The following is a 24,063-nucleotide window of genomic DNA, read 5'->3' as shown; positions in this document are numbered from 1 at the left end:
AGGGGAAAAGACGCGCCGCCCGCGCACAGCGGGATCACGCCCGGGGACGCAGGTCGAGCCCGACGCAGACCGGCTCGGGGACGAGGGCGATGCCGAACGCCTCCTTCACGCCCGCCTGCACCGCCTTGGCGAGGGCGGCCACGTCGGCGGCGGTCGCGCTCCCCCGGTTCGTCAGGGCGAGCGTGTGCAGCGTGGACAGGCTCGCGGGCGCGGGCGCCCCGCCGCCGACTGCCCCCGCGGTGCGCAGCGCGAACCCCTTGTGGAAGCCGGCGTGGTCGATGAGCCACGCGGCGGAGGTCTTCACGCCGGGCGTGCCGTCGGGCAGCGTGGCGGCGAACCGCGGGGCGTCCTCGGGCAGGGAATCGGCCTGGTCGGCGGGCAGAATCGGGTTCATGAAGAACGAGCCGCAGCTGTGGCGGTTCCGGTCGGGCGCAGGCAGACCGGATTCATCGGCGGCACCGTCGGCGGCGTCCGCCAGACGCTTCAGGTCCGCGATGACGTTGCTCTCCCGCTTGGTGCCGGCCATGGCGGCCCCGGCGTAACGCGTGGGGTCCTCGAGCATGCCCTTGGCGGCGCGCACGCGCAGCACGGCGTCGCGGATGGCCGTGGTGGCCATGCGGTCGCCCACCTGGACGCCGAGCGCCTTCGCGAGCTGCCCGAAGCCGACCGTGCCGGTCGCGGAATGCCTCAATGCGAACGTGACGGACAGGACCACGTAGCGGGGCGTGGGGAAGAACCGGTCGGCGGGCGTGGCCGGCGCGGCGTACATGCTCGACTTGAGCGCGGAGGAGCGGTAGCCGAACCTCAGGTCGGCGGGCGTCAGATCGCGCGTGGTCTTCGTCTCGCGGTCCCAGACCTCCACCGATTCGACCGACGTGGCGACCTCCTGGCCGTAGGCGCCGATGTTCTGCACGACGGACGCGCCGACCGTGCCGGGAATGCCGGACAGGCCCTCGACGCCCTCCAGCCCCAGTTCGACGGTGAAAGCGACGAAGTCGTCCCAGTTCGCGCCCGCCTCGGCGTTCACGTGCACGGTGCGGTCCCCGCCTTCGACGGGCGCCGCCTCGTCCGGCACGGTGATGCGGCGGCGCGCGTCACGCACGACGACCCCGTCGAACGGCCCGTCCGCGACGAGCAGGTTCGAGCCGCCGCCGATCACGCACAGGGGCAGGCCGTGTTCGTCCGCCTCCTCCACGGCCTCGATGACTCCGACGCGCGTGGTCGGTTCGACGAAACGGGCGATCTCGCCGCCCACACCGATCGTGGTGATGTCTGCAAAGCTGGTCATAACTGCCTATCCTACGCAAAAACCCGGCCTTTCGGCCGGGTTTCCTGAAAGCTTGCGAGCGTGCTCAGCGGGTCTCGCGGTGCACGGTCTGCTTGCCGCAGCGGGCGCAGAACTTCTTCAGCTCGAGGCGATCGGGCGTGTTGCGACGGTTCTTCGTCGTGATGTAGTTACGCTCCTTGCACTCGGTGCATGCCAGCGTGATGCCGGGACGGATGTCGGCGGACTTAGCCATGGTTCATTCACCTCTAGTTCTAAACGTAGGCCCGTCTTATGACGGGCCTGATTTGTAGCGAGGAAGAGGCTCGAACTCTTGACCTTACGATTATGAGTCGTACGCTCTAGCCAGCTGAGCTACCCCGCCAGAGAGCCCCGAGTGAGAATTGGACTCACGACCTCTTCCTTACCAAGGAAGTGCTCTACCACTGAGCTATCGGGGCGTGGCGGATAGTGGATTCGAACCACTGAAGCACGAAGCGGCTGATTTACAGTCAGCTCCCTTTGACCGCTTGGGAAATCCGCCAGTCTCTGTTTCCCGCCGAGGAGGTGACCTCGTCAGGCAACTCGCATATCATGCCACGGGATTTTCGCGAGCGCAACTCGGCCTTCGCGAAGCACGTCGTTGGAGACGTTTTTCACCGCCTGAAAACGTTGGAATTTCAACGGAAATTCATTTTCGAGGCAAACGTGCCCTTCGGCGTGTCGCGAACGGTTTCCCGGGGCTTCCACACACCGTTTTACGCTCCGGAACCATCGTCGGAAAGCTTGGCGTCGGCGTGTCGCGAACGGATGGGGCGTGGCCCGCGACCCGCAAGGAGGCGTTCAAGCAACTCCGCGACGGCGGCCGCCGGGGCGGGGCTCCCTCCGAAGGCCGCCGCGGCCGCGTTGCGTGCGATGACGCGGATCGCTTCGGCGGCCGTTCCTCCGGTGCGTCCCGCGCCCGCGTTCCCGGCGTTCGCGTTCCGGACGCCCTCGACGCCCACGCCCACGCCCATCGTCATGCCCGTCTCCACGTCATCGGACACCTCCCCATCCATCCCGCCCGCATCAGACCGCGCATCCCCGTTCCAGACGCGGGCGATGGCGTCGGCGATCATCATGTCGGTGTCGCAGGCGCGCCACCGGGCGCCGCGGCGACGGCCCTCACGCCGGATCAGAGACCACGCCTCGCGCCAAGCGCGCGAACGGGCGGCGGCATCGTCGGGGAACGCGGCGGCCCGCACGGCCATGGCGAGGCAGCGGCGACGGCGCAGATCGCGCCAAGCGCGCGGCGCGAAGACGAGCGCGGCGAGCAGCGCGAGTCCCGCGGCAGCGGCCGCGACGCGTCCGGGCGGCGTCAGACCGACGAACCATGCGCCCCACCGGCGTGGGTCGAACGGGCCGTACGCACCCGCGCCCGTCGAAGCGGACGCGCCGGCGGGGCGCCGGGCGTCGCCGCCGTTTCCGTCCTTCGAACCATCGTCGCCATCCTTCGTCTGTGTCTTCGCATCGGCGCCGTCCGACGAACCGGAGTCGCCGCCGGACGCATCGGCCGGCATGCCGGACGCGTCCGGCGAGCCTTCCGCCGCCCCGGACGCCGCATCCGAGGAATCCTCCCCGGACGCGGACGCCCCGTCGGCGGCGAGCGTGCCGTTCTGCTCGCTGGCGGGCGTCGCGTCGAACGGCACCCAGCCGACGCCGTCGAGATACGCCTCCACCCACGCGTGCAACTGGCGCGACCGCACCTGGTAGTAGCCGTCGGCGCCGCGCGGGGACGCGCCGGCGTTGTAGCCGAGCACGACGCGGGTGGGCACGCCCATCGCCCGTCCCAGGACGGCGAGCGCGGAGGCGTAGTGCTGGCAGTACCCTTTGTGGCCGGTCTTCGGGTCGAGGAAGTCGTCGATGACCTGCATGTTGGAGCGTCCGTCGCCGTCGGGCGCGTCGAGCGAGTAGGAGAACCGGTTGTCCTTGGCGGTGAAGTAGCCGACGAGCCAACGCATGGCGCGCACCTGGGCGTCGTAGTCCTTGCCGGTGACCGGCACGCCGTCGGCCTGGGCGCGGCGGATGACGGCGCGCACGTTGGCGGGCAGGCTCTTCGGCAGCGACGTGTACCGCCCGGCGTGGGCGTCGTCGTCCGACCGGCGGACCATGTCGTCGAGGCGCCGCATCATGCGCTGCCCGTCATCGGAGGCGTTCGCCGCGTCCACGACGGTGGCGACGGACGCCCCCTCCCGCGTGATCAGTCCGGTCGCCGTGCGCGCCCAGTCGGGCAGGCTTCCCGACCAACCGTTCGCGCCGCCGGAAACGCCTCCGGAGCCGGATTCCGTGGCGGCGTCCTCGTCGGACACGTCGCGCAACGGCAGGACGATGACCGCCGTGGAGCCATCCGCGTCGAAGCCGTAGGCGGTGCCCTCCTTGCCGAGGCCGAGCTGCGCGGCGACGGTGTCGTCGAAGGAGATGCCGCTGGGAGCGCCGATCGTGGTCTCCGAGCCGTTCTCCCACGCGTCGCCGCCGCTCGAACCATGATCCGAAGCCGTCCCGTCGCCGATCTCCCCGCCGCGACCGCCGTCGAGGGACATGCGGTAGACGCTCACCCTGCCGAGACGCCAATCATGCGGACCGCGCACGACGCCGTCCTTGCCGACGGTGGCGCGGATGACGGCGAACCCGTCGCGCACCTCGCCGAGCCCGGAGCCGGCGAGGGACCGCCGCGCCTCGATCCAGGTGGCCACCTGGTCGTCGGAGGCCCGCCGGCGTTGCGCGAAGTCCTCGCCGGCGCGGCGCACGATGTCGAGGTCGGCGAACCCGGCGGCCGAGGAGATGGGCTCGAGATAGGTGCCGGATGCCGTGTATGTCATGTCCGCCGAGGTGGCGTTGACGCGGTTGTAGACGCTGCCGTCGCGGTAGCGCAGCCAGTCGGAGCCGACGCCGGCAATGTCGGTGGCGCTGCCGGGCACGGGCAGGAACCGGCTGCGGAGCGTGTCGACGTGGACCTTCGCGTATCCCATGAACCGTTCGAGTGTGTTCTCGTCGACGCCGGCGACGTCGTATCCGGCATAGCCGAGCATCCACATGTAGAGGGTGAGCGGGTCGGGGGCGCGGCGCTCGTCCATGTCGAGGTCGTCGGATTGATCGCGGCCGAGGCGGATGCCGGAACCATACAGGCCGGCGTCGAGCGCGATGTCCTTGCCGTACCCCCAGGTGTCGCCGTCGAATTCGTCGAGCGTGGTCATCTTCAGGTAGACGCGGCGGTAGGAGGAATAGCTGAGCACGACGGAGTCGGAACCGGCCGAGATGTTGCGTTTGAGATCGATGAGCGGGCTGACCGTGTTCGACGAGAACATGCCGCCGCCCTCGCCGATGGACAGCGGAATGCGGTAGGCGAGGGACTCGGCGGCCGGCGTGCCGGCCAGGGTGACGGCCATCACCGTGAGCGCGGCGCAGACGGAGGGCAGGATGCGGGTGGCGGGGCGAGGGGCCACAGCGGCACCCGATCCCGATCGCGGGATCGCCTTTGCCGGCGACGCCGTGGGTCGGCACGGCCGCTCCGCCCCGGCCGCCCACAGTCCCATCGGGAAGGCCGCGGCGAGCAGGGCGACCGCCCACCATGGGGCGACGTGCCCGAGCATCGCATAGTCGGCGGCGAGCGCGGCGACGGGAAGCAGGACGAAGAACGGCGCGGACCGGTGCCACAGCAGAAGACAACGGACGAGCAGGGCGACAACGGCGATGACGACGATGAGCAGGACGTCGGAGGCGGGCGCGACCTTCAGGGGCGGCAGTTGGCGGTTGAGCCGGTCGAATCCGCGTGACAGGGACTCGGCGAAGGACACGGCCGACGATGATGCCGGGGATGCCTTCGAGGACGTCGATACGGGTGCCATGCCGTGCAGCCGGATCAGGACCGCCACGGACGCGGCGATCCCGACGGCGAGCGCGTAGGCCGATACGCGGATCAGGGCGGCGCGCACGGAGGCCGCGGGCACGGACGAGGCAAGCGCCGCGATTGCGAGCGCACCGGCGGCGAACCATGCCCATAGTCCCGTGGGTTCCACAAGTCCGGCCAGGCCCTTGAGCATGATGCCGAAATACGCCAGCAGGGACGCCGCGGCGACGATGCGGGGTGCGGCGACGCGTGCCACGGGGATGACGGAGGTCACGAGCGGCGGCGCGGGGGTGACGTGCGGAGTTTCGGATGCGAGCTGCGGAGTTTCAGGGACAACGTGCGCGGTTTCGGGAGGAACATGCGCGATCACGACCCGTTCATGCGGAGTGGGGTCGAGTATGCGCACCGCCGCACCGATATGCGACCGCCGCAGGGATTGTGCCAAACCGTTGGAATCACTGGCATCGCACACCAGTACCTCCACCGGGCCCGAACGCCGGCGGACGGTGTTTCCCACCGACACTGCGCACGTTGCAGGCGAAACTCCGCACGTTTCGGCCGAACCACCGCAGCTTGCATCCGAAACTCCGCACGTAGGCCGTACAGCCGCCAGAAAACGGGTGACGGCCTGTGTGCCTTCGGCCACGCGCACGCCGTCGGTGGCCATCACATCCGTTCCGCGTCGCGCCCGCACGTATGGCAACAGGGTGGCGACCGCCCCGTCGAGCCGTTGCGCATCGACGCCGTCCGCACCGTCCGCATTCACCACGAGCAGCAGGGTGGCGCGGTCGTCGCCATCGGATTCGCGGGTCATCAGCCTGCCGCGATGCGCGCTGTGCCTCCATGAGATGCGTTTGATCGGGTCTCCCGGTTCGTAGGCGCGCACGGCCCCGGATTCCTCCGTATCCGACAGGCCCGCGGCCTTCCCCCGGGCGGCCGCTCCGATCCCGGACGACGGCTCCTGCACCGTTTCGGGCAGGATCGGTGTCTCCCCGGCGGCCGCGAGGCGGCGTCTCACCACGAACAATCCGAACGGAGACCTCCAGCGCGGCATCGTGCCGACCCGGCGGTACAGGCCGCGTTCGCGGGGCAGGTCGCCCGTCCATCGATCCACGACGTTCCCGTACTGGTCGATGCGTTCGTGCAGCGCCGTCGCCGTTACATCGGACGGCCGCAGCAACCGCGCCATCCGGGTGCACATGTCTCTTCCCCGGCCCGTGCGGCTCGCCGTCTCCACCACGCCGACGGCCGGGGATTCCCATCCGGCGCTCCCGGCCGCCACCCATTGCGCCACGGCGACGGCCAACGACAGCACGATCATCGACATGATGGCGATGACCGCGGCCATCAGCGTCCGCTCGTCAAGCAACAGCCCCGCATAGCACAGGGCGGCGCCCGCCACTACGAGCAGCAGACAGGACACGGCGGGGCGGATCATCCCATGCCAATGCGGACGTGCCCGCCGTTCCCGACGCACCCGGCGCGCGCCGCGCGGCGGACGAAGCGGGAACGGCGAACGGACGCGGAACCGGCACATGGCTGATCACGCTCGGGGCACGGTCGTGGCGCGCACGATGTCCGCGATGATCGCGCGCGCCCGTTCCAGGGATTCGCCGGCGAATCCCGCGTCGTCGAGCACAAGGCGGTGTGCGAGCACGGGCACGGCGAGCATGCGGGCATCGTCGGGGATCACGTAGTCGCGGCCGTCGATGAAGGCGCGGGCGCGGGCCATGGCCGCCAACGCGAGGCTCGCGCGGGGCGAGGCGCCGTACCGCACACCGTCATGGCGGCGCGTGCCCCGGGCGAGCGCGACGATGTAGTCGGCGACGGGCTTCGAGACGGCGACACGACGCGTGCCCTCGCGGACGGCGGCCGCATCCTCGATGCGGCACACCCGGTCGACGCGGTCAAGAGGATGGGACCAGTCGGGCGCGGTGATCATCGCCGCCTCGCTGTCGGCGTTCGGATATCCGAACGCGGTGCAGGTCATGAACCGGTCGAGCTGCGCTTCCGGCAGTGGATACGTGCCCTCCAGTTCGATGGGGTTCTGCGTGGCGACGACGAAATACGGGTCCGGCAGCGGGTGGGTGGCGCCGTCGACGCTCACCTGTCGTTCGTTCATCGCCTCGAGCATCGCGGATTGGGTTTTCGGGTTCGCGCGGTTGATCTCGTCGGCGATGACGATGTTGGCGAACAACGGCCCGGGATGGAATGCGAACCGGTCGTCCCGCCGCGACCAGACGCTCACGCCGGTCAGGTCGCCCGGCAGCATGTCGGGCGTGAATTGGATGCGGCTGACGTCGCCGTCGATGGCTCGGGCGAGGGCGCGGGCGAGCGTCGTCTTGCCGACGCCGGGCACATCCTCGAGCAGCAGGTGCCCGCCGGCCGCGAAGGTGATGACGGCGAGTTCGATGACATCCGGCGGGCAGGACAGCGCGTCGTGCAATGCCTCGGCGATGCATGTCGGCAGGGCGGAGATTCGTGACGCCGTGGATGCCACGGACCCTGCGGATGATGGTTCGGACGCCATGGACGCCTCGCTTCCTCGCGTTCCCCGTGACCGCACGGTCCTTGCGGCGCGCGTGGCATGCCTCCCCACATGCGGCCCGCGCGGGCCAGAACGGTCGTTGCCTGTTGATGCGAAGTCTACCGGAGCGGGCATAAAACGAAACCCCGTACGCCGAAGGCGATACGGGGTTCCAATGATTTCGGGGCGTGGTGCGCGTCCGCGGCGCCGCGGATCGGCGGGGCGGCCGCGTGCATGCGCGCCATGCCGGCGCGGGTCTCAGCCGAGGATGGCGAGCACGTCGCGGGCGCCGATGATGAGGTAGTCCTCACCCTCGTAGTGCACCTCGGTGCCGCCGTACTTGGAGTACAGGACCTTGTCGCCGACCTTGACGTCGACCGGGATGCGCTCGCCCTTGTCGTCGCGACGGCCCGGGCCGACGGCCAGGACTTCGCCCTGCTGCGGCTTCTCCTTGGCGTTGTCCGGGATGTACAGACCGGACGCGGTCTGGGTTTCGGCCTCGGCCTGCTTGACGATGATCTTGTCTTCCAGCGGTGTGAGCTTGATCGACACTGTGGGTCACCTCGTATTTCTCGTTAGTTCGATGTGTCCGCGCCAGGACTGCCCAAGAGGCTGACGATCACTTGCGCGATCCCAAGCACTGGTTCACATGGTAGCGCGCTTTTTAGCACTCTGCCAACTCGAGTGCTAACGCTGTGAGAGAAACGGGAGCGGCCCGGCCGCCTGATCAGGACTGGCGGCGGGCGAGAATGGCCTGCAGTCCGTTGCCGAGCGAATCGGAGGTGGCGGCGGGCACGGCGACCCGGGCCTGCTCCTCGGACTCGTGGAAGGCGGCCACGTCGGTGACGCCGGCGTCGTCCGGCACCGCGGCGAGGACGCTGCCGTCATTGGAGTCGTGCGCGGCATCGGCCGGATCCGCGTTCGCGGCGGTCGAACCGGCGGTGTCGGTCTCACCGGAAGGCTTGGGATCGGACTTCGCCGGAGCGGTCTCCACCTTGGCTTCGGCGGCCAGTTCGCGTTCGGTGGTCTCGTCGACGGGCGTGGCCTTGGCGACCTGACGCATCGACTTGATCTCGCGGCTTTCCGGCGGCGCGGGCTTCTCCTCGACCACGTTGCGGGGCTCGCCCAGCGAGAAGGAGATGAGTTCGGGCGACGGGGTGGCCATGTCGACCACGTCGAGCGCACGGGCGGGACGGACCTCGGCCAGTTCGTCGGTGGCGTCGGCGTCGGCCGCGACCTCGGTCGCGACCTTGGCGGCGGACGCGGATGTCGGCGTGGAGGCGGGCGTCTCCTCGGCGGAGACGGGCCCCGCGGACTTGACCGGGGACATATCCACGGACGGCCGCGCGGATACGGGCGTCTCCTCGACGGAGGCGACCTCGGCGTCGGCCGCGGCCCGGGACGGCAGCTTGCCGCGCGCGGCCAGCGCCTGACGCTGCTCGGTCTGCGCCTGACGCAGCACGCGGCGGATCTCGCGTCCCTCCATTTCGGCGGTCGGGGTGTCCTCGCCGGCGGGCGGCTCGTCCGCCTCGGACACGGCGGGACGCAGACGGGCGGCCTCGGCCTCGACGCGCGAAGCCTTGGCGTCGACGGTACGGGCCTGGGTCCTCGCCCGGGCGAGACGCGCCTTGCGTTCGCGTGAACGCGCCTGGGCGACCTTGCGCTCCCATTCGCGGGCCTGGCCGGCGGCGCGCGCCCCCAGCGCGAGCACCACGCCGGCGAGCGCGGCCGGGATCAGCGCGAACCACGGGCTGAAGTGAAGGGCGAACGCCGCCGCGGCGACGGCGACGGTGACGACGACCAGGCAGATGACGATGATCTGGCGGCGACGGACCGCTTCACGGCGCAACCGCCTCACTTCGGCGATGCGCCCGGGGCTGAGCGTGTTCGCGCGCCTCTCGTTCGGCTGCATCAAAACCCCCTTCGCATAGGTCGTGTCGTCGCTGAACCGCGTCCCGCTGTCTGCGTCGACCAGGTGCAGCGACGAGGAGTATCGGTCCTCGCGATGCTCCTCCACATGCCTCATGCTGTTGGTCGTGCGGATGGGCAGCCATACCACGATTCCGATGAGTACGATGATGAGCACGATGACCGTGCTCAGCTGCTCGTAACCCATAACACTCAAGAATAGGAGAGGGGCGGCACATTCACCGCATTGGGGGATGGCGTGTCGGGGGGCTCGGGCCCGGAACGGCGCGTCGCGGGCCGTGCGGCGAGGCGTGCCGCGAACCCCTCCCCCATGTCCTCGGCGAGCAGGCTGAAGGTCTCGTGCGAACGCCACCGGCCCGCGACGTACATGTAGAAGGGACGCAGGCCTTCGTGGCGTGCGCCCACCTTGCGCACCACGGCGAGCGAACGGGCGTTGTCCGGCAGGATGGCGATCTCGAGCCGGTGCAGCCGCGGGCCGGTGGGGTCGCCTATCGCCCAGTCGGCGAGCATGGCGAGCGCGGCGGGGGCGATGCCGAGCCCGGCGTGGTCCTGCGCCACCCAGTAGCCGACCACGCCGGTGCGCATGGCGCCGTAGGTGATCGCCCCGATCGAGATCTGGCCGACGATGCGCATGCGGTATTCGATGAGCAGCACGACCCCGGCGCCACGGTCCTCGTTGCGACGCTGCATGGCGAGCCACTGGTTGAAGGTGATGCCCGGGCCGTGCATCGGATCGCCGGACTCCCACGGTTTGAGCCATGCGTCGTTGCCCCACCGCACCTCGTTCCATTCGTCCTCGTCGTCGGCGCTCATCGTGCGCAGCGTGATCGGCGGGAGGCCGGCCGGCGCGTGGAGGACGACGGGCACGCGGATGGCGTTCGGGTCGGCCGGGGCGAACGCGTGGCGGAGGGTCTGGAAAACTGACACGCCCACCATTGTGCCACGCCGCCGAAAAACCGCGGTCGTATGCTGGCCGTCATGGAAGCACATACGAAACGCGAGCTGCGCCACGCCGCGATCGCCCGTCGCAAAACGGTGCCGCCGTCGGAGCGCGAACGAGCCGGGGAACGGTTGCGCGGGCTGTTGGACGAGATGTTGGGTGCGATGGCCGGGGCCGCCACGGTCGAGGAGAGTGAGAACGGAGAGGCCACGGCCCGAGATGCCGAGACCGGGGAGACCGGGGCCGGGATCGGCACCGGAACGTTCGCGGACGGGCCGGGGACGGTGGCGGCGTACGTCTCGATGGGGTCGGAGATCGAGCTGCGTCCGTTGCTCGGCGCACTGCTGGAGTCCGGAAGGCGCGTGCTGGTGCCGATGCTGGGCGCGGGTCTGGATGTCGGCTGGGGCGAGCTGCACGACATGGACGAGCTTCGCGCCATGGACGCGGGGGCCGGTCATCACCGGCCCGACGAGCCGGAGGTGGGCGCGTTGGACGCCCATGCGCTGGGAGAGGCCTCGCTCATCCTGGTGCCGGCGCTGGCGGTGGACGCCTCGGGCACGCGTCTGGGACGCGGCGGCGGATGGTACGACCGGGCGCTGGAGCATCGTGCGCCCGGCGCGGCGGTCATCGCGGTGTGCTGGCCGTGGGAGGTGCGCGGGCGCGGCGAGGAGCCCCTGCCCAGGGAGGCGCACGACCTGCCGGTCGACGGCGTGCTCACGCCGGACGGCCTGACGATGTTCTGACGTTTCCAGGCGATGTCCGCATCGTGGTCGCCGGGCGTTCGGCGACGGCGGAACGTGTCGCATGGACGATTAGGATATGTACGGTTGCATACACCGGATCGCGCGGGGCCTGCGAATGTCATGAACATCGGACATGCGGGCGCCCCGGAACGTTTCCGGGCAGGATCGTCGTCTGTTGGAGGAACACGTTGCCTACCTATCATTACCGTTGCAAGAGCTGTGGATACGATTTCACCGAGCGCCAGTCGTTCGACGACGCCCCGATCACCGTCTGCCCCGAGTGCCATGAGGAGCAGGTGCGCAAGATCTTCTCCGCCGTGCCGATCGAGTTCAAGGGCAGCGGCTTCTACCGCACCGATTCCGGCAAGAAGTGAGCCGGACTGCCGCCCGAATAGGCGGTATGGCCGTCCGATCGGGCGGCATCCCCGGATGACGGGGCCATCGTGCTTACCCATTGTGCTTACCCGTCCCCGATCCGGGGAGCGCATCGCCTCTCCCCGGATGACTGGAACCGGGCTTGGACCGCACCTTCCGATCGTCGGGCCGAATTGCTTCGGCCTTGGCGAATCGGAAGGTGCGGTTTTTCATATCCGCGCGACGCCCGGGGATGGGGACCAACGCGTGGGCACCGTGTGGCCGGTCGTATGAGGGCATGAGGGTATTTCGGCCCCCCGGGGTTCCGGAATACCCCGCTCACCCGGGCGTTCGAACAACGTGTGAAGATTCGTAGGGGTAGCTCTGTACACATTGGTCGCACGGATTGCGCACCCGCTCCCCCATACCCGACCATGGCGGTATGACGAGGTTCAGGATGCCTTGGGCGAGGCTCACCCGCCCCACGTTGGCCGCGAAACGCGCGCGTGCCCGGCTGATGCGGCTGGTCATGGCGTTGTGTTCCGGTTTCGCCGTGGTGCTGGTGCTGACCTCGCTGGACGCGATGACGTCCAAGACCACCGTGGTGGTGGCTTCCCGCGACGTGGAACGCGGGAACGTGATCCGTGACGGCGATGTCAGGATCGTCGAAGCGCCCTACTCCCCCGTCGTGTCCGGAGCCTTGTCGGACCGTCGGGATGCGGTGGGGCGTGTGGCGCAGACGGATCTGATGGCGTATCAGCCGTTGTTCCCCACGAACGCCCGCGACGCGCCGGTCGTGCCTTCCGGCATGACGGTGCTCGAGGTGCGTGTGGCGAACGACGCGTCGCGTCTGATCCCCGGCGACATGGTGTCGCTGGTGTCGGCCGTGGGCTGCGGTGCCGAAGTCGACGGCGGGAACGATACGAACGGTGATAAGGAGGATGCGGATGGAGGAAACGATGCCGGTCATACCGGCTACGCGGGCACGGATGTGACGGCCCCGGCGGGAACGGACGGCGTACGTCCGTGCACGCTGGCCGAGGAGACGCTCGTCATGGCGCGGGCGGCCGCCGACGAAGGCGGCTCCGGTGCCGCCGTCATCCCATTGGCCATGCCGCCGGATGCGGCGTTGCGTGTGATGGCGTCCGCCGAACTCGGAGCCGTGGTCGCCGTCATGCGCTGAAAAGCAAAGGCGTCAACGCCCGTCGTTGAACACCGCCCAATGGGCTGAGCCGTCAAGCGGAAAGCCCTGTGGGCTTTCCGTAGGCGAAGTGAGCGGCCGCACCATGGACGGCCGCGAAGGCCGCCTCATTGGGTGGGGTCAACGCTTGTCGTTGAACACCGCCCAATGAGGCGGCAGTTCTCCGAGGATGCGTTTGTCGTCGTCAGCCTCGCGCTGGCGTTCGGTCATCATGTCGGCAGGCTCGAGCTTGACGCCGTCGGCGTCGAACCGTTCGGTCCCCTCGCGCACGACGCGCTTGTGTTTACGCGGCGTGCGGCGGGTGGGCGAATACTCGCTCATTGGACCTCCCGGTACATTTCGCCGACCCTGGCGACGATGCGGTCGACTTCCTTCTCCGGGTTGACGAACGCGCCGACGCTCCACACGGTGATGGCGGACCAGCCGAGCGTCATCAGGTCGGCGGTGAGCATGCGGTGGCGTTCACGCGTCGACTGGATGGACATGTAGCCGGCGTCGTCGGTGAGCACCGCCAACGCGTACGGCTTGTCCTTGAGGCCCACGACCATCGGGATGGTCAGCCCCTTGTCGAATCCGTAGTCGATGGCCACGTCGAGTCCGCGTGCGCGGATGCGGTCGGCCAGGTCGTTGAACAGCGTGTTCTTGCCGGAGGCGAGCTCCACGGGGTGCGCGTCCTCGTCGGCGAGGTGCTCGGCCCAGACGAGCATGGTCTTGAGCAGTTTCACGCCCGGCGTGTGGATGCGTTCATCCTCCATCTCGTCGGAGGAGAACGCGGAGACGATGTCGACGTTGCGGTCGGCGAGCGCCAGCGCGTCGAGCAGCATGCCGCGGCCGCCGATGTCCTCGAGCGCGCCGAACTGCTGCAGGAGCCTGCCGTGCGCGGTCTTCGCATAGCACAGCGACAGGATCACGTCGGTGGCCTGGGCGCCGGCGACCTCGCGGATGCCGACGATGCGCACGTGGCGCAGGAAGCTGTTCATCGACTTGTCCTTGGCGGCCAGGAGCTTGAGCTCCGAGCCGAGACGCACGCGGAACACGTCGGTGAGCGTGACGACGGTGAGCATGTAGCTGGCGGGCACGATGGCGAAGCCGGCGGCACGTTCGGTGATGAGCCTGACGACCGCGTCGATCTCCTGCTGGCTGGATTCGACCAGCCCGGTGGAGAAGACCGGCGTGCCGTTGGCGTCGTCGATCTTGTGGTAGGCCACATGGCCGCGGGCGCCCTCGGTGGTGACGTCGTAGCGCACGGCGCCGTAGCCTTCGGATTCGAGGAATTCGCTCAGGACGGGCGCGCGGCGCACCGGATGCGACTTGACCTCGACGACGGGCAGGGCGTTGATGAGCTGCTTGAGGCCCATGCAGGTGACGGTGCCGCGATGCGCGATGACGACGACCTGCTTGACGCGCACGACGATGCTGAGCAGCTGGATCGGCGGGATGTGCGCGCAGGCGTCGATGATGGCGACGTCGGCGAGCGGTTTCGCCTCGGTGAGCGAGGCGAGCGTGTCGGGCGTGGCCATGAGGATCGGCTTGGCGGCGGCGAAGATCTCGGCGTGGTCGCGGCGGATGCGGTCGAGCGACAGGTGGGTGCGGCCGGCGAGCTGCGTGTGCAGGAGGTTCGCCTCCTGAGTGCGGGCGAACAGCAGGTCGCACAGGCGGCGCATGGACTCCTGGGCGACCATCGGGCCGATGGAGCGCACGTGTTCGACGTCCACCTGCTCGAAGCGTTCGGTGGCGTTGGCGAGCACCGAGCCGTCCTGGTTCGAGATGATCGGCGAGGAGCGCACGATGTCCTCGAACACGGTGGTCCACCAGGCGAGCTGGAGTTCGGCGCCCACGGCCGTGGGGTCGATGCGGCGGTTGGTGAAGTCGGCGACGAGGTCGTTGAGGCCGACCTGCTGGAACTCGTTCTCGAGCCGGCAGCGTTCGGGCAGGTCGTCGAGGGCCTTGTGGTCCTCGAGGAGCGCCTTGAGCCGGGCCTCGACCTCGTTGAAGTCGCGGGTCTCGAGTTCGCCGCCCTGCGGCGTGGTGCTGAGCACCGCGTCGAGCGCGGTCATGTCGGCGGACATGGTCTCCTGCGCGGCGATCATCTGGTCGAGCTTGGGCGGCAGGACGGGCCATCCGCCGTGCGGCACGAGCGTGTGCCACTGCTCGGACTGCTTCCTGACGACGACGAGTGCGGCGTGCAGGTCCTCGACCTGGGCGCCGACGCGCAGCAGCGACCTGGCCTCGCGCAGGTGGCGGCGACGCTCCCAGAAGCCCATCGTGGTGCCTTCGGCCTTGCGGTCGGCCTTCGGCTTGCTGGCCTCGATCATCGCATCGACGTCGCGTTCGAAGATCTCCGGCTGGAACACGTCGAGCACGCGGCGCAGGTTCTTGAGCACGATGATCTGGCGGCTCCAGTCGCGCGCCGTGGCGGGCACGGGGAAGCCGCACGCCTGCACGGTGGCGGAGACGTGCTCGCGCACGGCGGGCAGCACCTTCTCGAGCAGGTCGACGACCCGCTGGTAGGCGTTCACCGCCTCCTTCTCGCTGGTGAGCGAGGCCTTGTACCATGCGGTGTCGTTCGGCCCGATCGTGTATTCGCCGACCTCGCCGGCGCGTTCGAGCTTCTTCGTCCACTCGTCCATGTGGCCGGCGACCTGGCGCGCGGTCGTCTCGGTGAGCCTGACGCGCGTGGCCGGATGCGTGGGCGCCACGGAGATCGCGGCGAGGTTCTGGATGGTCTGGTAGGCGGACACGCCCCACTTCTCGCTCACCCCGTGCAGGTCGCCCAAGTAGCGGGTCAGACGGGAGCGCACGCCGACGAGTTCGTCGGCCAGCTGGTCGAAATGCTGGGTGGCGACGCCGGACTGGAATCCGACGGCGGTGATGAGCTGCCGATCGATGCTGGCGTTCGCCCGTTCGTCGGCGATGTCGAGCAGCAGGCCCTGCATCTCGTTCGCGCGCATGACCTGCATGAAGCGGCGCTTCTGTTCGGCCACGCCCGGCGCGTACAGGACGGTGCGGCCGTTCATCACGCAACGCGATGCGATGGCCGCCGCCTGTTCGGCGGTGTCACGGCCGAGCGCGCCGTCGATGGCGATGGAATGGCCGGCGGCGGCGAGCTGCGCCGCATAGCGCACGGTGTTGTCGACGTCACCCACCTCGTATTCGGTGTGCGGGTCGGCGTCGAACGGGCTGTAGTCGGGAATGGGAGCGCCGCGCAACGCCTCGATGGCGTCCTTGTCGCCGGCGAGCGCGTCGAGCAGCGGGTTGCCGCTCGGACCGTCGCCGAGCCTGTCGATGATGCGCTGCGTTTCGGTGAGCACCTGCGCGGAGGGTTCCATGAAGCAGCCGAGGATGATATGGCGCTCGATGGAGAAGTCGCCGATCGCGCGCTTGGCCTGTTCGGTGATCGTGCCGAACACGGCGGAGGTCTCGGGCGTGCCGGAGGCGTAGTGGGAGCCGTCGAACAGGTATTCCTCGTCGATGTCGACGCCGGCCGAGTGCATCACGGACACGAACGAGGCGTTGAGCGACACGTTGCCGGTGAAGGTGATCGACGACTGGCCGGGCGTGTCCGAGGAGACGGCCTCGACCGGGTAGAGCAGGACGGGCAGCGCGTTGCCCCGCCAGGTGGCGACGCCCACGACGAGGGACAGTTCGGCCACGCCGCTCATGCGCTTGCGGGCGCCGCGGTCTTCGAGCACGCGGCCCAGACGGCGTTCGGCGGCGCGCAGCATGCCGTTGTCGCGGAACAGCGATTCCAGGGTGACGTGCCCGGAGGCGAACAGCTGGGCGATGCCCGAGGGGTGGGCGTGGGTCAGGTCGAGCTGCGCGGAGAGCTGGCTGATGTTCTCCAACGGGGATGGCACCAGCGAGGCGCGGTACTGGTCGTGCCACTGCTGGAGACGGTCGAGCGTGGGTTGTGCACTCATCGTCCGCTCACTTTCCTACCGCTTCACGGTAATCCTGGTAGCCCGCGTTGTGGGCGAGCGCTTCGTCGATGTCACGGTCGCCCTGCGCCGCGAGCCATGCGTACAGGTCATCGTACAGCGCCGGGTTCATCGCGAGGAAGGGCAGCAGCTCGGCGTGACGCGCCATTTCGAACTGCAACGTCATGTCGGTGGTGTGGCGGGCGTCCTCGGAGGTCATCCCGTCGACCTCGACGACGGGGGCCTGCGGCTTGTCGAATTCGCCGTTGGAGACTTTCTCGAACACGGATCCCGGTTCGAAGGCCGGCGTGTAGACGCCGGTCGCGTCCGTCTCATCGGGGGTCACGGACGCCGCGACGGCCGTGGCGTCGCCGGCGGCGTTCATCGGCACGAAGGTGACGGCGCGTGGATCGGCGGGCGCTTCGGTGCGGACGGGTTCGTCGGCGGTCGTTCCGGATGCGGCCGGGACGGCGGTCCCGGGGGCCGCGGCATCGTCCGCGGCGGGTGTCGTCGGCGTCTGGGACACGGCGGTTTCGCCGGCGACGACCTCCTCGGCGGTCGGGGCCGCGGCCACGACGATCGGGGTGGTCCTGTCCGTGGAGGCGTTGGCCTGTGACGGCTGCACGGCCTTCATCGCGTCGGAGGAGGCGGTCATCGCGTCGGCGAACAGGTCGCGCGGCAGACTCGGCTTCAACGGGTCGACGACGCGCAGCGGCATCGAATCGGCCGGCGGCTCGTCGATGGAGGAATCGGAAGGCAGCACCGCGGGAACGGGATGGACGGGTTCGGCCGCGGCGGCGCCGGCGGGCACGATGGCGCCCGCGGCGGGATCGTCGAACACGACCGTCGCGGCGTCGTCCGCGTCGGCGAACGGGTCCTCGTGCGCGGGGACGGGTTGCGCATCCCGCACGGCCCGGGAGGCGTCATCATGGGCATCGCCAGATGTTCCGGCGGGGGCCGCATCGTCCTCGACGGGCATGTCGGACGCCTGAGCGGGGTCGACGGCGACGATGGACGGATCGGGATCGGTGTGGGTGATCGGCGCGAACGTGACCGGCTCGATGTCGGCGATGCGCGCGAGCGGCGAAACGGCGGCGTGACGGGCGTGCTGCGCGTTGAACACGGTGGTCGGCTCGCCGGCGCGCAGGTCGAGGATCTCGTCGACGGACATGTCCGCCGCCTCCGGTTCCTGACGCACGGTGTTGGCCGTGGAGTATTCGAACAGGTTGGAGACCTGGGCCACGGGGCGCGTATCCGGTTCGATGCGCACGAAGTCGATCGGCACGTCGCCGAACTGGATGCGCATCGGCGAGGAGGACAGCGGCACGTCGCGGCCGGCGGGCATGCGCAGGAGTTCGCCCTTCTCGTTCACGACGTAGGAGCCGTTGGTCGAATCGAGGTCGCGCAGCACCGCGCTGCCGTCCTCGGCCACGGAGAACCGGGCATGGCGCTTCGACATGGATTTGGTGGCGTCGTCAATCTCAAGCCGTGCGATGCCCTCGTCGGGCAGGGGACGCAGCGGCTTGCGGCCGATTTCAAGGCTTTCGCCCGGGCGCACGCTCACCTGGTCACCGCCGCTGACCTTCAATCGCCACTGGCTCGCCGTCTGCTCACTCACCGCGTCGGCCTTCCTTTCCTGAGGATTTCACGCACTATTTCCTATTGTGTCATGCCACGGCGCATTTGTTCGCATTATCGTCCGACGAATCGACAGATTCTCCGCCCGGCCGCACGGACGCCACGCCGGCCGGCCAGTCGGCCATGGCCACTATGCAGGAACCCCGCACCTGACATGGTCAGATGCGGGGTTCCCTTCGCGATTACGCGGTCAAGCATAGGAAGCGGCTTTCCCAGCCGCGTTCATTACTTGAGCTCGACGGAAGCGCCAGCGGCCTCGAGCTGCTCCTTGGCCTTCTCGGCGTCTTCCTTCTTGGCCTTCTCGAGGACGGCCTTCGGAGCGGAGTCGACCAGGCCCTTGGCCTCGGCGAGGCCCAGGTTGGTGATGGCGCGGACGGCCTTGATGACCTGGATCTTCTTGTCGCCAACAGCGGAGAGGATGACGTCGAACTCGTCCTTCTCCTCCTCGGCCGGGGCGGCGCCCGGAGCGGCGGCGGCAACGGCGGCGACCGGGGCGGCGGCCTCGACGTCGAACTTCTCCTCGAAGGCCTTGACGAACTCGGAGAGCTCGACCAGGGTCATCTCGCCGAAGGCTTCCAGCAGCTCATCGTTGGTGTACTTAGCCATTATGGCTTCCTTTCGATCTTTGGCGACGGACGGAATGAAGAGGTGATGCCCGTCACCTAAAACTTGGTTTCTTTTCAGTTATGACCGTTCGATTCACGCGGCTGGGACGAACCCCCGCCACAGTGAAATCAGGCGGCCTTCTCCTGCTTCTCGCGCAGCGCATCGATCGTACGCACGGCCTTGGTCGGCAGAGCGTTGAACAGGTACGCGGCCTTGGACATCGTGGCCTTGATGTCGCCGGCGAACTCGGCGAGCAGCTGCGGGCGGGACTTGAGATCCGCCAGCTTGGTGGCGCCTTCGGCGTCGTAGACGGTGCCATCGGCATAGCCGCCCTTGATGACGAGGGCTTTGTTCTCCTTGGCGAAGTCACGGATGGTCTTCGCAGCCTCGATGAAGTCGCCCTTCACGAAGGTGATGGCGGTCGGGCCGGCGAGAATCTCGTCGAGACCCTCGATGCCCGCTTCCTTGGCGGCGATGCGTGCCAGCGTGTTCTTTGCCACAGTGTAGGAAGTATCGCGGCCTAGCTTCTCGCGCAGATCGGAGATCTGCGGAACGGTAAGCCCGCGGTACTCGGTGAGGTAGATCGCGTCAGCGTCACGGAACTGAGCCGTAAGCTGGGCGACCACCGCTTCCTTTTCGGGCCTCTTCATGGCGTTCCTTCCTAAGTCGGCCGTTGACCTGAGGTTCGGAGCACCCCGCCGGGCAATAAAAAAAGCCCTGCACGCAGGCAGAGCAACATAAGGCCGTTTCCGGCTGCCCGCAAATGGGCTTATATCTCTCAACCTGCGCTGGCTCGGCAAGCCGAACTTCGGCAAGTGCGATTGCGCGCACCTGCAACCAACGGTCTGTGGTTTACGAGTGGATAAGTTACGTGAGGTCACGGACATATTCACGGACAGATAAGGACACGGCGTGTCGCCGTGACGATCTCCTGCCTCACGGTCGCCGCCGCTCGGCCGGACCTACGGACACCCCACCGGGCTGTCCGCCCACGGCCCGGCAGCGTGTCGCCGTGACAATTCCCCGCCCCACGGCCCGGCAGCGTGTCGCCGTGACGATCCCTACAGCGTCGCGGCGTACTGGGCGACGGAGGCGGAGACCTCCTTGAGATAGTCGAGGGAACGGCGCCAATGGCCGGGCACCTCGATCGAATGGTTCGCATCCGGGTATTCGTGCACGTGCGGGGTGAGCGCGTTCGCACGCGCACGGTCGTAGAACGGATCGGCGGTGCCGGCGCACACCAGCGGCGCCGGGCCGGGGTAGCGCGACGTGCGCCACCGTTCCAGCTCGCCCTCGCCGCCCGCGAGCGCGGCGGCGTCGCCGTCGACGACCGCACGCGCGACGTCGACCGCCGGCGCGTCCGGCTCGGCCACGATGTCGTCGCCCACGCGCGGCACCGGGATCACCCGCGCCGACGGGTCGAAGTCGGCGTGATGCAGCACCGGGGTGAGCAGCACGAACGGCAGTCCGAACGTCGTGGCGACGTGCGGATAGGTCATCGTCGTGAGCGACTTGCCGATGAGCAGCAGCCGCGGCGACGGGGCGGACGCCGCAGGACCGGCGCACTCGGCGGCGTCGCCGGAGGCGGCCGCGGCGCGCGCCCTCGCCGCCTCGGCACGGACCGACGCGACCCACCCATCGATCGCCTCGTTGAGCACCGGGATCACCGTGGAAAGGTCGTCGGAGGCGTTGCGCACGTTCATGCGGTCGATGCGCCAGCCGTTCTCCACCAACGCCTGGGCCGACCAGTACAGCAGCGGACGGTCGCAGTTGTAGCCGGTGCCCGGCATGAGCAGCACGCGACCGCGCTCCTCGCCCGGCTTCACCGCGTTCTTCTTCCACGCGCGAATCGAGACCTCCACCGAAGGCTTGCCCATCTCTCCCCCATCATGCGATACCTGTCGTTCCGCCGACCAGTCTAGCCTCGTGCGCACCGGCCGCGCGCAATACGCCCGCGCTATAATCGGCCACGGCTCCAGCCGGACTGGCCCCGGACGGGTTCCGGCGCATCCGGCGGGCAAGGCGAGTCGCGATTCTCGCCGGAGGCCGCGGCCTCCGCACAACCCATGGAAAGAGAGAAAGAGCAATGGAGAAGTTCTTCCACTTGAAGGAGAACGGCACGACGGTCTCGACCGAGATCTTGGCCGGCCTGACCACGTTCTTCGCGATGGCGTACATCATCGTCGTCAACCCGCAGATCCTGTCGTCCACCGGCATGCCGTGGGGCGGCGTCTTCCTCGCCACGATCATCGCGGCGATCATCGGCACGCTCGTCATGGGCCTGTTCGCCAACGTGCCGTACGCGCAGGCCGCCGGCATGGGCCTCAACGCGTTCTTCACCTACACCGTCTGCTTCGGTCTCGGCTTCACGTGGCAGGAGACGATGTGCATGGTGTTCCTGTGCGGCCTGATCAACATCCTCATCACCGTCACCAAGATCCGCAAGATGATCATTATGGCCATCCCCGAGCAGCTGCAGCAGGCGATCGGCGGCGGCATCGGCCTGTTCGTCGCCTATGTCGGCATGCTCAACGTCGGCCTGATCTCCTTCACCCCGAAGGACACGAAGGCCGCCGGCAAGGGCCTCGCCACCGCCGCGACGCCGGGCCTCGCCACGTTCAACACCCCGGTGCTGTGGGTGTTCCTCATCGGCCTGCTGCTCGCCGTCGTGTTCACCGTGACGAAGGTCAAGGGCGGCATGCTGCTCGCCATCGCCATCACCACCGTGGTGGGCATCCCGTTCGGCGTGACCAACTTCGGTTCCTCCCAGTCCCTGTCGCAGACGTTCTCCGAACTGCCGACCACCTTCGGCGCGATCTTCACCGCGGACGGCTTCCCGGCGCTGTTCTCCGACCCGGCGAAGCTGCCGCTCGTGATCGTGACGATCTTCGCGTTCTCCATGTCCGACACGTTCGACACGCTCGGCACGTTCCTCGGCACCGGCCGCCGCACCGGCATCTTCTCCCTTGAGGACGAGAAGGCGCTGGAGAACGGCTCCGGCTTCTCCTCCAAGATGGACAAGGCCCTGTTCGCCGATTCGATCGCCACCTCCATCGGCGCGATCTTCGGCACCTCGAACACCACCACCTATGTGGAGTCCTCCGCGGGCATCGCCGCGGGCGGCCGCACCGGCCTGACCTCCGTGGTCGTCTCCATCTGCTTCGCGCTGTCCATCTTCTTCGCGCCGATCATCTCCGCCGTGCCGTCCGCCGCGACCGCCGGCGTGCTGGTCATCGTCGGCTGCATGATGGCCGCGTCCCTCAAGGAGGTGAACTGGACGAGCATCGAGGATGCGATCCCGGCGTTCTTCGCCACCGCGTTCATGGCGTTCTCCTACTCCATCTCCTACGGCATCGCCGGCGGCTTCATCATGTACTGCATCGTGAAGACCTGCAAGGGCAAGGCCAAGGAGGTCCATCCGATCATCTGGACCGTCGCCGCGCTGTTCATCATCGACTTCGTGTGCATGGCGATTCTGTGATCGTATGATCGCGGCCACGTCCAGGGCCCGTGTCGTCCGCCGATTCCTGCGGACGACACGGGCCCTTTCATTTGGCGTAGGAGCTTTTATGCGGATTGCATGCCGCATGCAATGAATGTTGCCCCTCGGTATAGCGATTGGGGTTTTATCCATGGAGGGGCAGGAATTCCTGCCCCTCGGCACGGATTGCACGGGGATTGAACGTCGAGGGGCACACGGACGACTTGCAAGCCGGGAAGGCGCTTCGTTGGGTTGTTGGAAAATGGCGGATTATGGTGAGCCCGTTCTCACGGAACGCGGGAAGCTTGCCACTCGATAAAAGAAAGGACGCGTACCACATCGAGGGGCAACGAAATATGTCCCTCGACGCGTGCAACGAGGCTTTCATTCGTCGAGGGACAATCCAGCCACGAATGACGCCTGCATTCACGCATGAAATGCATGCATGAATCCATCCATGCATTCCCGCATTCACGCATGCATCCCATCCATCCACGCATCCATCCATGCATTCATGCATTCGTGCATGCATCCATTCACGCATGCATCCGAAGCCGTCGCGGCGGTCAAGAATAAGCGTGCATTCGTGCATTCATGCATTCGCACATTCACACATCCACGCATCCATACATGCATCCATGCGCGGCGTCCCGCACCGAAACCGGAAAGCCCCGCCGCATACATATGCGATGCACGTGTATGCGGCGGGGCTTTCCGGAAATGACGGCGATATCCGTCGCGCGATCAGCCGAAGCGGCCGGAGATGTAGCGCTCGGCCTCTTCGTTCTGGGGGTTGTTGAACATCGTGGTGGTGTCCGCGAAGTACTCCAGGTGGCCGGGCTCGCCGACGGCCTTCAGGTTGAAGAACGCGGTGAAGTCGGCGATACGGGCGGCCTGCTGCATGTTGTGGGTCACGATGACGATGGTGTAGTCGTCCTTGAGCTCGTTGATCAGATCCTCGACGGCCAGGGTCGAGATCGGGTCGAGGGCGGAGCACGGCTCGTCCATCAGCACGACCTGCGGGTGGACGGCCACGGCGCGGGCGATGCACAGACGCTGCTGCTGGCCGCCGGACAGGCCGATGCCCGGGTTGTCGAGACGGTCCTTGACCTCGTTCCACAGGTTGGCACCGCGCAGGGCCCACTCGACGAGGTCGTCGGCGTCGGACTTGCTCAGGTGCTTGTTGTTCAGGCGCACGCCGGCGAGCACGTTCTCGCGGATGGACATGGTCGGGAACGGGTTCGGGCGCTGGAAGACCATGCCGACGTCACGGCGGACGGAGACCGGGTCCACGTCCTTGTCGTACAGGTTCTTGCCCTCGAGCAGGACCTCGCCCTCGACGTGGGCGCCGGGGATGAGCTCGTGCATGCGGTCCAGGGTGCGCAGCACGGTGGACTTGCCGCAGCCGGACGGTCCGATGAACGCGGTCACCTTGTTCGGCTCGATGTTGATGTTCACATCCTCCACGGCGAGGAAGTCGCCGTAGTAGATGTTCTCGTGGTTGACGTCAATGCGTTGTCCCATGATGTTTCCTTTTGATTCCTATGTGATGCGATGTCGTCTGTATTGCGATATTG

General features: G+C 68.1%; 18 protein-coding genes and 3 tRNA genes. 4 read left to right on the top strand and 17 right to left on the bottom strand.

Annotated elements, in window-relative coordinates:
• Nucleotides 1-34: 34 nt before the first annotated feature.
• From GFD21_RS04430 to GFD21_RS04385, 10 genes are all read right to left on the bottom strand, one after another.
• Nucleotides 35-1,288: a UDP-N-acetylmuramate dehydrogenase gene (locus tag GFD21_RS04430; protein ID WP_163196722.1), complete on the bottom strand. Its 1,254-nt coding sequence runs from the start codon at nucleotides 1,286-1,288 to the stop codon at nucleotides 35-37.
• 64 nt (nucleotides 1,289-1,352) lie between these two features.
• The gene (gene rpmG / locus GFD21_RS04425; RefSeq protein WP_033508889.1) at nucleotides 1,353-1,520 is read right to left on the bottom strand and encodes a 50S ribosomal protein L33; all 168 of its coding nucleotides are present in this window, start codon (nucleotides 1,518-1,520) and stop codon (nucleotides 1,353-1,355) included.
• A 55-nt stretch (nucleotides 1,521-1,575) separates the two neighbouring features.
• A tRNA-Met gene (locus GFD21_RS04420) sits at nucleotides 1,576-1,649 on the bottom strand.
• Between the two features lie 4 nt (nucleotides 1,650-1,653).
• A tRNA-Thr gene (locus tag GFD21_RS04415) sits at nucleotides 1,654-1,725 on the bottom strand.
• A 1-nt stretch (nucleotide 1,726) separates the two neighbouring features.
• A tRNA-Tyr gene (locus GFD21_RS04410) sits at nucleotides 1,727-1,808 on the bottom strand.
• A 214-nt stretch (nucleotides 1,809-2,022) separates the two neighbouring features.
• Nucleotides 2,023-6,573 carry a transglutaminaseTgpA domain-containing protein gene (locus GFD21_RS04405; protein WP_163196721.1) on the bottom strand — a complete coding sequence of 1,517 codons (4,551 nt, stop codon included), beginning with the start codon at nucleotides 6,571-6,573 and terminating at the stop codon, nucleotides 2,023-2,025.
• Between the two features lie 120 nt (nucleotides 6,574-6,693).
• The gene (locus GFD21_RS04400; RefSeq protein WP_163196720.1) at nucleotides 6,694-7,680 is read right to left on the bottom strand and encodes an AAA family ATPase; all 987 of its coding nucleotides are present in this window, start codon (nucleotides 7,678-7,680) and stop codon (nucleotides 6,694-6,696) included.
• A 255-nt stretch (nucleotides 7,681-7,935) separates the two neighbouring features.
• Nucleotides 7,936-8,229, bottom strand: a complete 294-nt coding sequence (groES, locus tag GFD21_RS04395) for a co-chaperone GroES (protein ID WP_034527158.1) — start codon at nucleotides 8,227-8,229, stop codon at nucleotides 7,936-7,938.
• A gap of 175 nt (nucleotides 8,230-8,404) precedes the next feature.
• On the bottom strand, nucleotides 8,405-9,793 hold the full coding sequence (locus GFD21_RS04390) for a hypothetical protein (protein WP_163196719.1): 1,389 nt from the start codon (nucleotides 9,791-9,793) through the stop codon (nucleotides 8,405-8,407).
• 5 nt (nucleotides 9,794-9,798) lie between these two features.
• Entirely contained in the window at nucleotides 9,799-10,542 is a 744-nt protein-coding gene (locus GFD21_RS04385; protein WP_163196718.1) for a GNAT family N-acetyltransferase, read from the bottom strand.
• A gap of 42 nt (nucleotides 10,543-10,584) precedes the next feature.
• Between GFD21_RS04385 and GFD21_RS04380 the strand changes: the two genes are divergently transcribed.
• From GFD21_RS04380 to GFD21_RS04370, 3 genes are all read left to right on the top strand, one after another.
• Complete coding sequence (locus GFD21_RS04380; protein ID WP_163196717.1) at nucleotides 10,585-11,289, top strand: 5-formyltetrahydrofolate cyclo-ligase; 705 nt, start codon at nucleotides 10,585-10,587, stop codon at nucleotides 11,287-11,289.
• Nucleotides 11,290-11,477: 188 nt separating this feature from the next.
• Nucleotides 11,478-11,663: an FmdB family zinc ribbon protein gene (locus GFD21_RS04375; RefSeq protein WP_163196716.1), complete on the top strand. Its 186-nt coding sequence runs from the start codon at nucleotides 11,478-11,480 to the stop codon at nucleotides 11,661-11,663.
• Between the two features lie 422 nt (nucleotides 11,664-12,085).
• A complete protein-coding gene (locus GFD21_RS04370; protein WP_163196715.1) occupies nucleotides 12,086-12,826 on the top strand; it encodes an SAF domain-containing protein in 741 nt (246 codons plus the stop codon).
• Between the two features lie 138 nt (nucleotides 12,827-12,964).
• On the opposite strand, the gene GFD21_RS04365 is transcribed toward GFD21_RS04370, so the two are convergent.
• From GFD21_RS04365 to GFD21_RS04340, 6 genes are all read right to left on the bottom strand, one after another.
• Nucleotides 12,965-13,165, bottom strand: coding sequence for a hypothetical protein (locus GFD21_RS04365; RefSeq protein WP_163196714.1), 201 nt, complete (start codon nucleotides 13,163-13,165; stop codon nucleotides 12,965-12,967).
• Nucleotides 13,162-16,764, bottom strand: a complete 3,603-nt coding sequence (locus GFD21_RS04360; RefSeq protein ID WP_163196713.1) for a helicase — start codon at nucleotides 16,762-16,764, stop codon at nucleotides 13,162-13,164. The genes GFD21_RS04365 and GFD21_RS04360 overlap by 4 nt, the downstream gene beginning before the upstream one ends.
• 7 nt (nucleotides 16,765-16,771) lie before the next feature.
• Complete coding sequence (locus GFD21_RS10960; RefSeq protein ID WP_318643733.1) at nucleotides 16,772-18,379, bottom strand: variant leucine-rich repeat-containing protein; 1,608 nt, start codon at nucleotides 18,377-18,379, stop codon at nucleotides 16,772-16,774.
• A 245-nt stretch (nucleotides 18,380-18,624) separates the two neighbouring features.
• On the bottom strand, nucleotides 18,625-19,005 hold the full coding sequence (gene rplL / locus GFD21_RS04350) for a 50S ribosomal protein L7/L12 (RefSeq protein WP_163196712.1): 381 nt from the start codon (nucleotides 19,003-19,005) through the stop codon (nucleotides 18,625-18,627).
• A 128-nt stretch (nucleotides 19,006-19,133) separates the two neighbouring features.
• Nucleotides 19,134-19,655, bottom strand: coding sequence for a 50S ribosomal protein L10 (gene rplJ / locus GFD21_RS04345; protein ID WP_163196711.1), 522 nt, complete (start codon nucleotides 19,653-19,655; stop codon nucleotides 19,134-19,136).
• Between the two features lie 411 nt (nucleotides 19,656-20,066).
• Nucleotides 20,067-20,882 (bottom strand): hypothetical protein, encoded by an 816-nt coding sequence (locus GFD21_RS04340; RefSeq protein WP_163196710.1) that lies wholly within the window; start codon nucleotides 20,880-20,882, stop codon nucleotides 20,067-20,069.
• Between the two features lie 209 nt (nucleotides 20,883-21,091).
• On the opposite strand from GFD21_RS04340, the gene GFD21_RS04335 reads away from it, so the two are divergent.
• A complete protein-coding gene (locus GFD21_RS04335) occupies nucleotides 21,092-22,486 on the top strand; it encodes an NCS2 family permease (protein WP_163196709.1) in 1,395 nt (464 codons plus the stop codon).
• Between the two features lie 744 nt (nucleotides 22,487-23,230).
• Here the strand turns inward: GFD21_RS04335 and pstB are convergent.
• On the bottom strand, nucleotides 23,231-24,010 hold the full coding sequence (gene pstB, locus GFD21_RS04330; protein ID WP_034527981.1) for a phosphate ABC transporter ATP-binding protein PstB: 780 nt from the start codon (nucleotides 24,008-24,010) through the stop codon (nucleotides 23,231-23,233).
• Between the last annotated feature and the right edge of the window lie 53 nt (nucleotides 24,011-24,063).

The organism is Bifidobacterium platyrrhinorum (assembly GCF_010667645.1).
Taxonomy (GTDB): Bacteria; Actinomycetota; Actinomycetes; order Actinomycetales; family Bifidobacteriaceae; genus Bifidobacterium; species Bifidobacterium platyrrhinorum.
This window is presented reverse-complemented; position numbering and strand designations above follow the sequence as displayed.

Excerpts from the sequence above, each read along its gene's own strand:
- pstB (WP_034527981.1), bottom strand. The coding sequence starts at position 24,010 with ATGGGACAACGCATTGACGTCAACCACGAGAACATCTACTACGGCGAC.
- GFD21_RS04335 (WP_163196709.1), top strand. The coding sequence starts at position 21,092 with ATGGAGAAGTTCTTCCACTTGAAGGAGAACGGCACGACGGTCTCGACC.
- rpmG (WP_033508889.1), bottom strand. The coding sequence starts at position 1,520 with ATGGCTAAGTCCGCCGACATCCGTCCCGGCATCACGCTGGCATGCACC.
- GFD21_RS04370 (WP_163196715.1), top strand. The coding sequence starts at position 12,086 with ATGACGAGGTTCAGGATGCCTTGGGCGAGGCTCACCCGCCCCACGTTG.
- GFD21_RS04385 (WP_163196718.1), bottom strand. The coding sequence starts at position 10,542 with ATGGTGGGCGTGTCAGTTTTCCAGACCCTCCGCCACGCGTTCGCCCCG.
- GFD21_RS04400 (WP_163196720.1), bottom strand. The coding sequence starts at position 7,680 with ATGGCGTCCGAACCATCATCCGCAGGGTCCGTGGCATCCACGGCGTCA.
- GFD21_RS04360 (WP_163196713.1), bottom strand. The coding sequence starts at position 16,764 with ATGAGTGCACAACCCACGCTCGACCGTCTCCAGCAGTGGCACGACCAG.
- GFD21_RS04340 (WP_163196710.1), bottom strand. The coding sequence starts at position 20,882 with ATGGGCAAGCCTTCGGTGGAGGTCTCGATTCGCGCGTGGAAGAAGAAC.
- GFD21_RS04365 (WP_163196714.1), bottom strand. The coding sequence starts at position 13,165 with ATGAGCGAGTATTCGCCCACCCGCCGCACGCCGCGTAAACACAAGCGC.
- GFD21_RS04390 (WP_163196719.1), bottom strand. The coding sequence starts at position 9,793 with ATGGGTTACGAGCAGCTGAGCACGGTCATCGTGCTCATCATCGTACTC.
- GFD21_RS04430 (WP_163196722.1), bottom strand. The coding sequence starts at position 1,288 with ATGACCAGCTTTGCAGACATCACCACGATCGGTGTGGGCGGCGAGATC.
- GFD21_RS04380 (WP_163196717.1), top strand. The coding sequence starts at position 10,585 with ATGGAAGCACATACGAAACGCGAGCTGCGCCACGCCGCGATCGCCCGT.
- rplL (WP_163196712.1), bottom strand. The coding sequence starts at position 19,005 with ATGGCTAAGTACACCAACGATGAGCTGCTGGAAGCCTTCGGCGAGATG.
- rplJ (WP_163196711.1), bottom strand. The coding sequence starts at position 19,655 with ATGAAGAGGCCCGAAAAGGAAGCGGTGGTCGCCCAGCTTACGGCTCAG.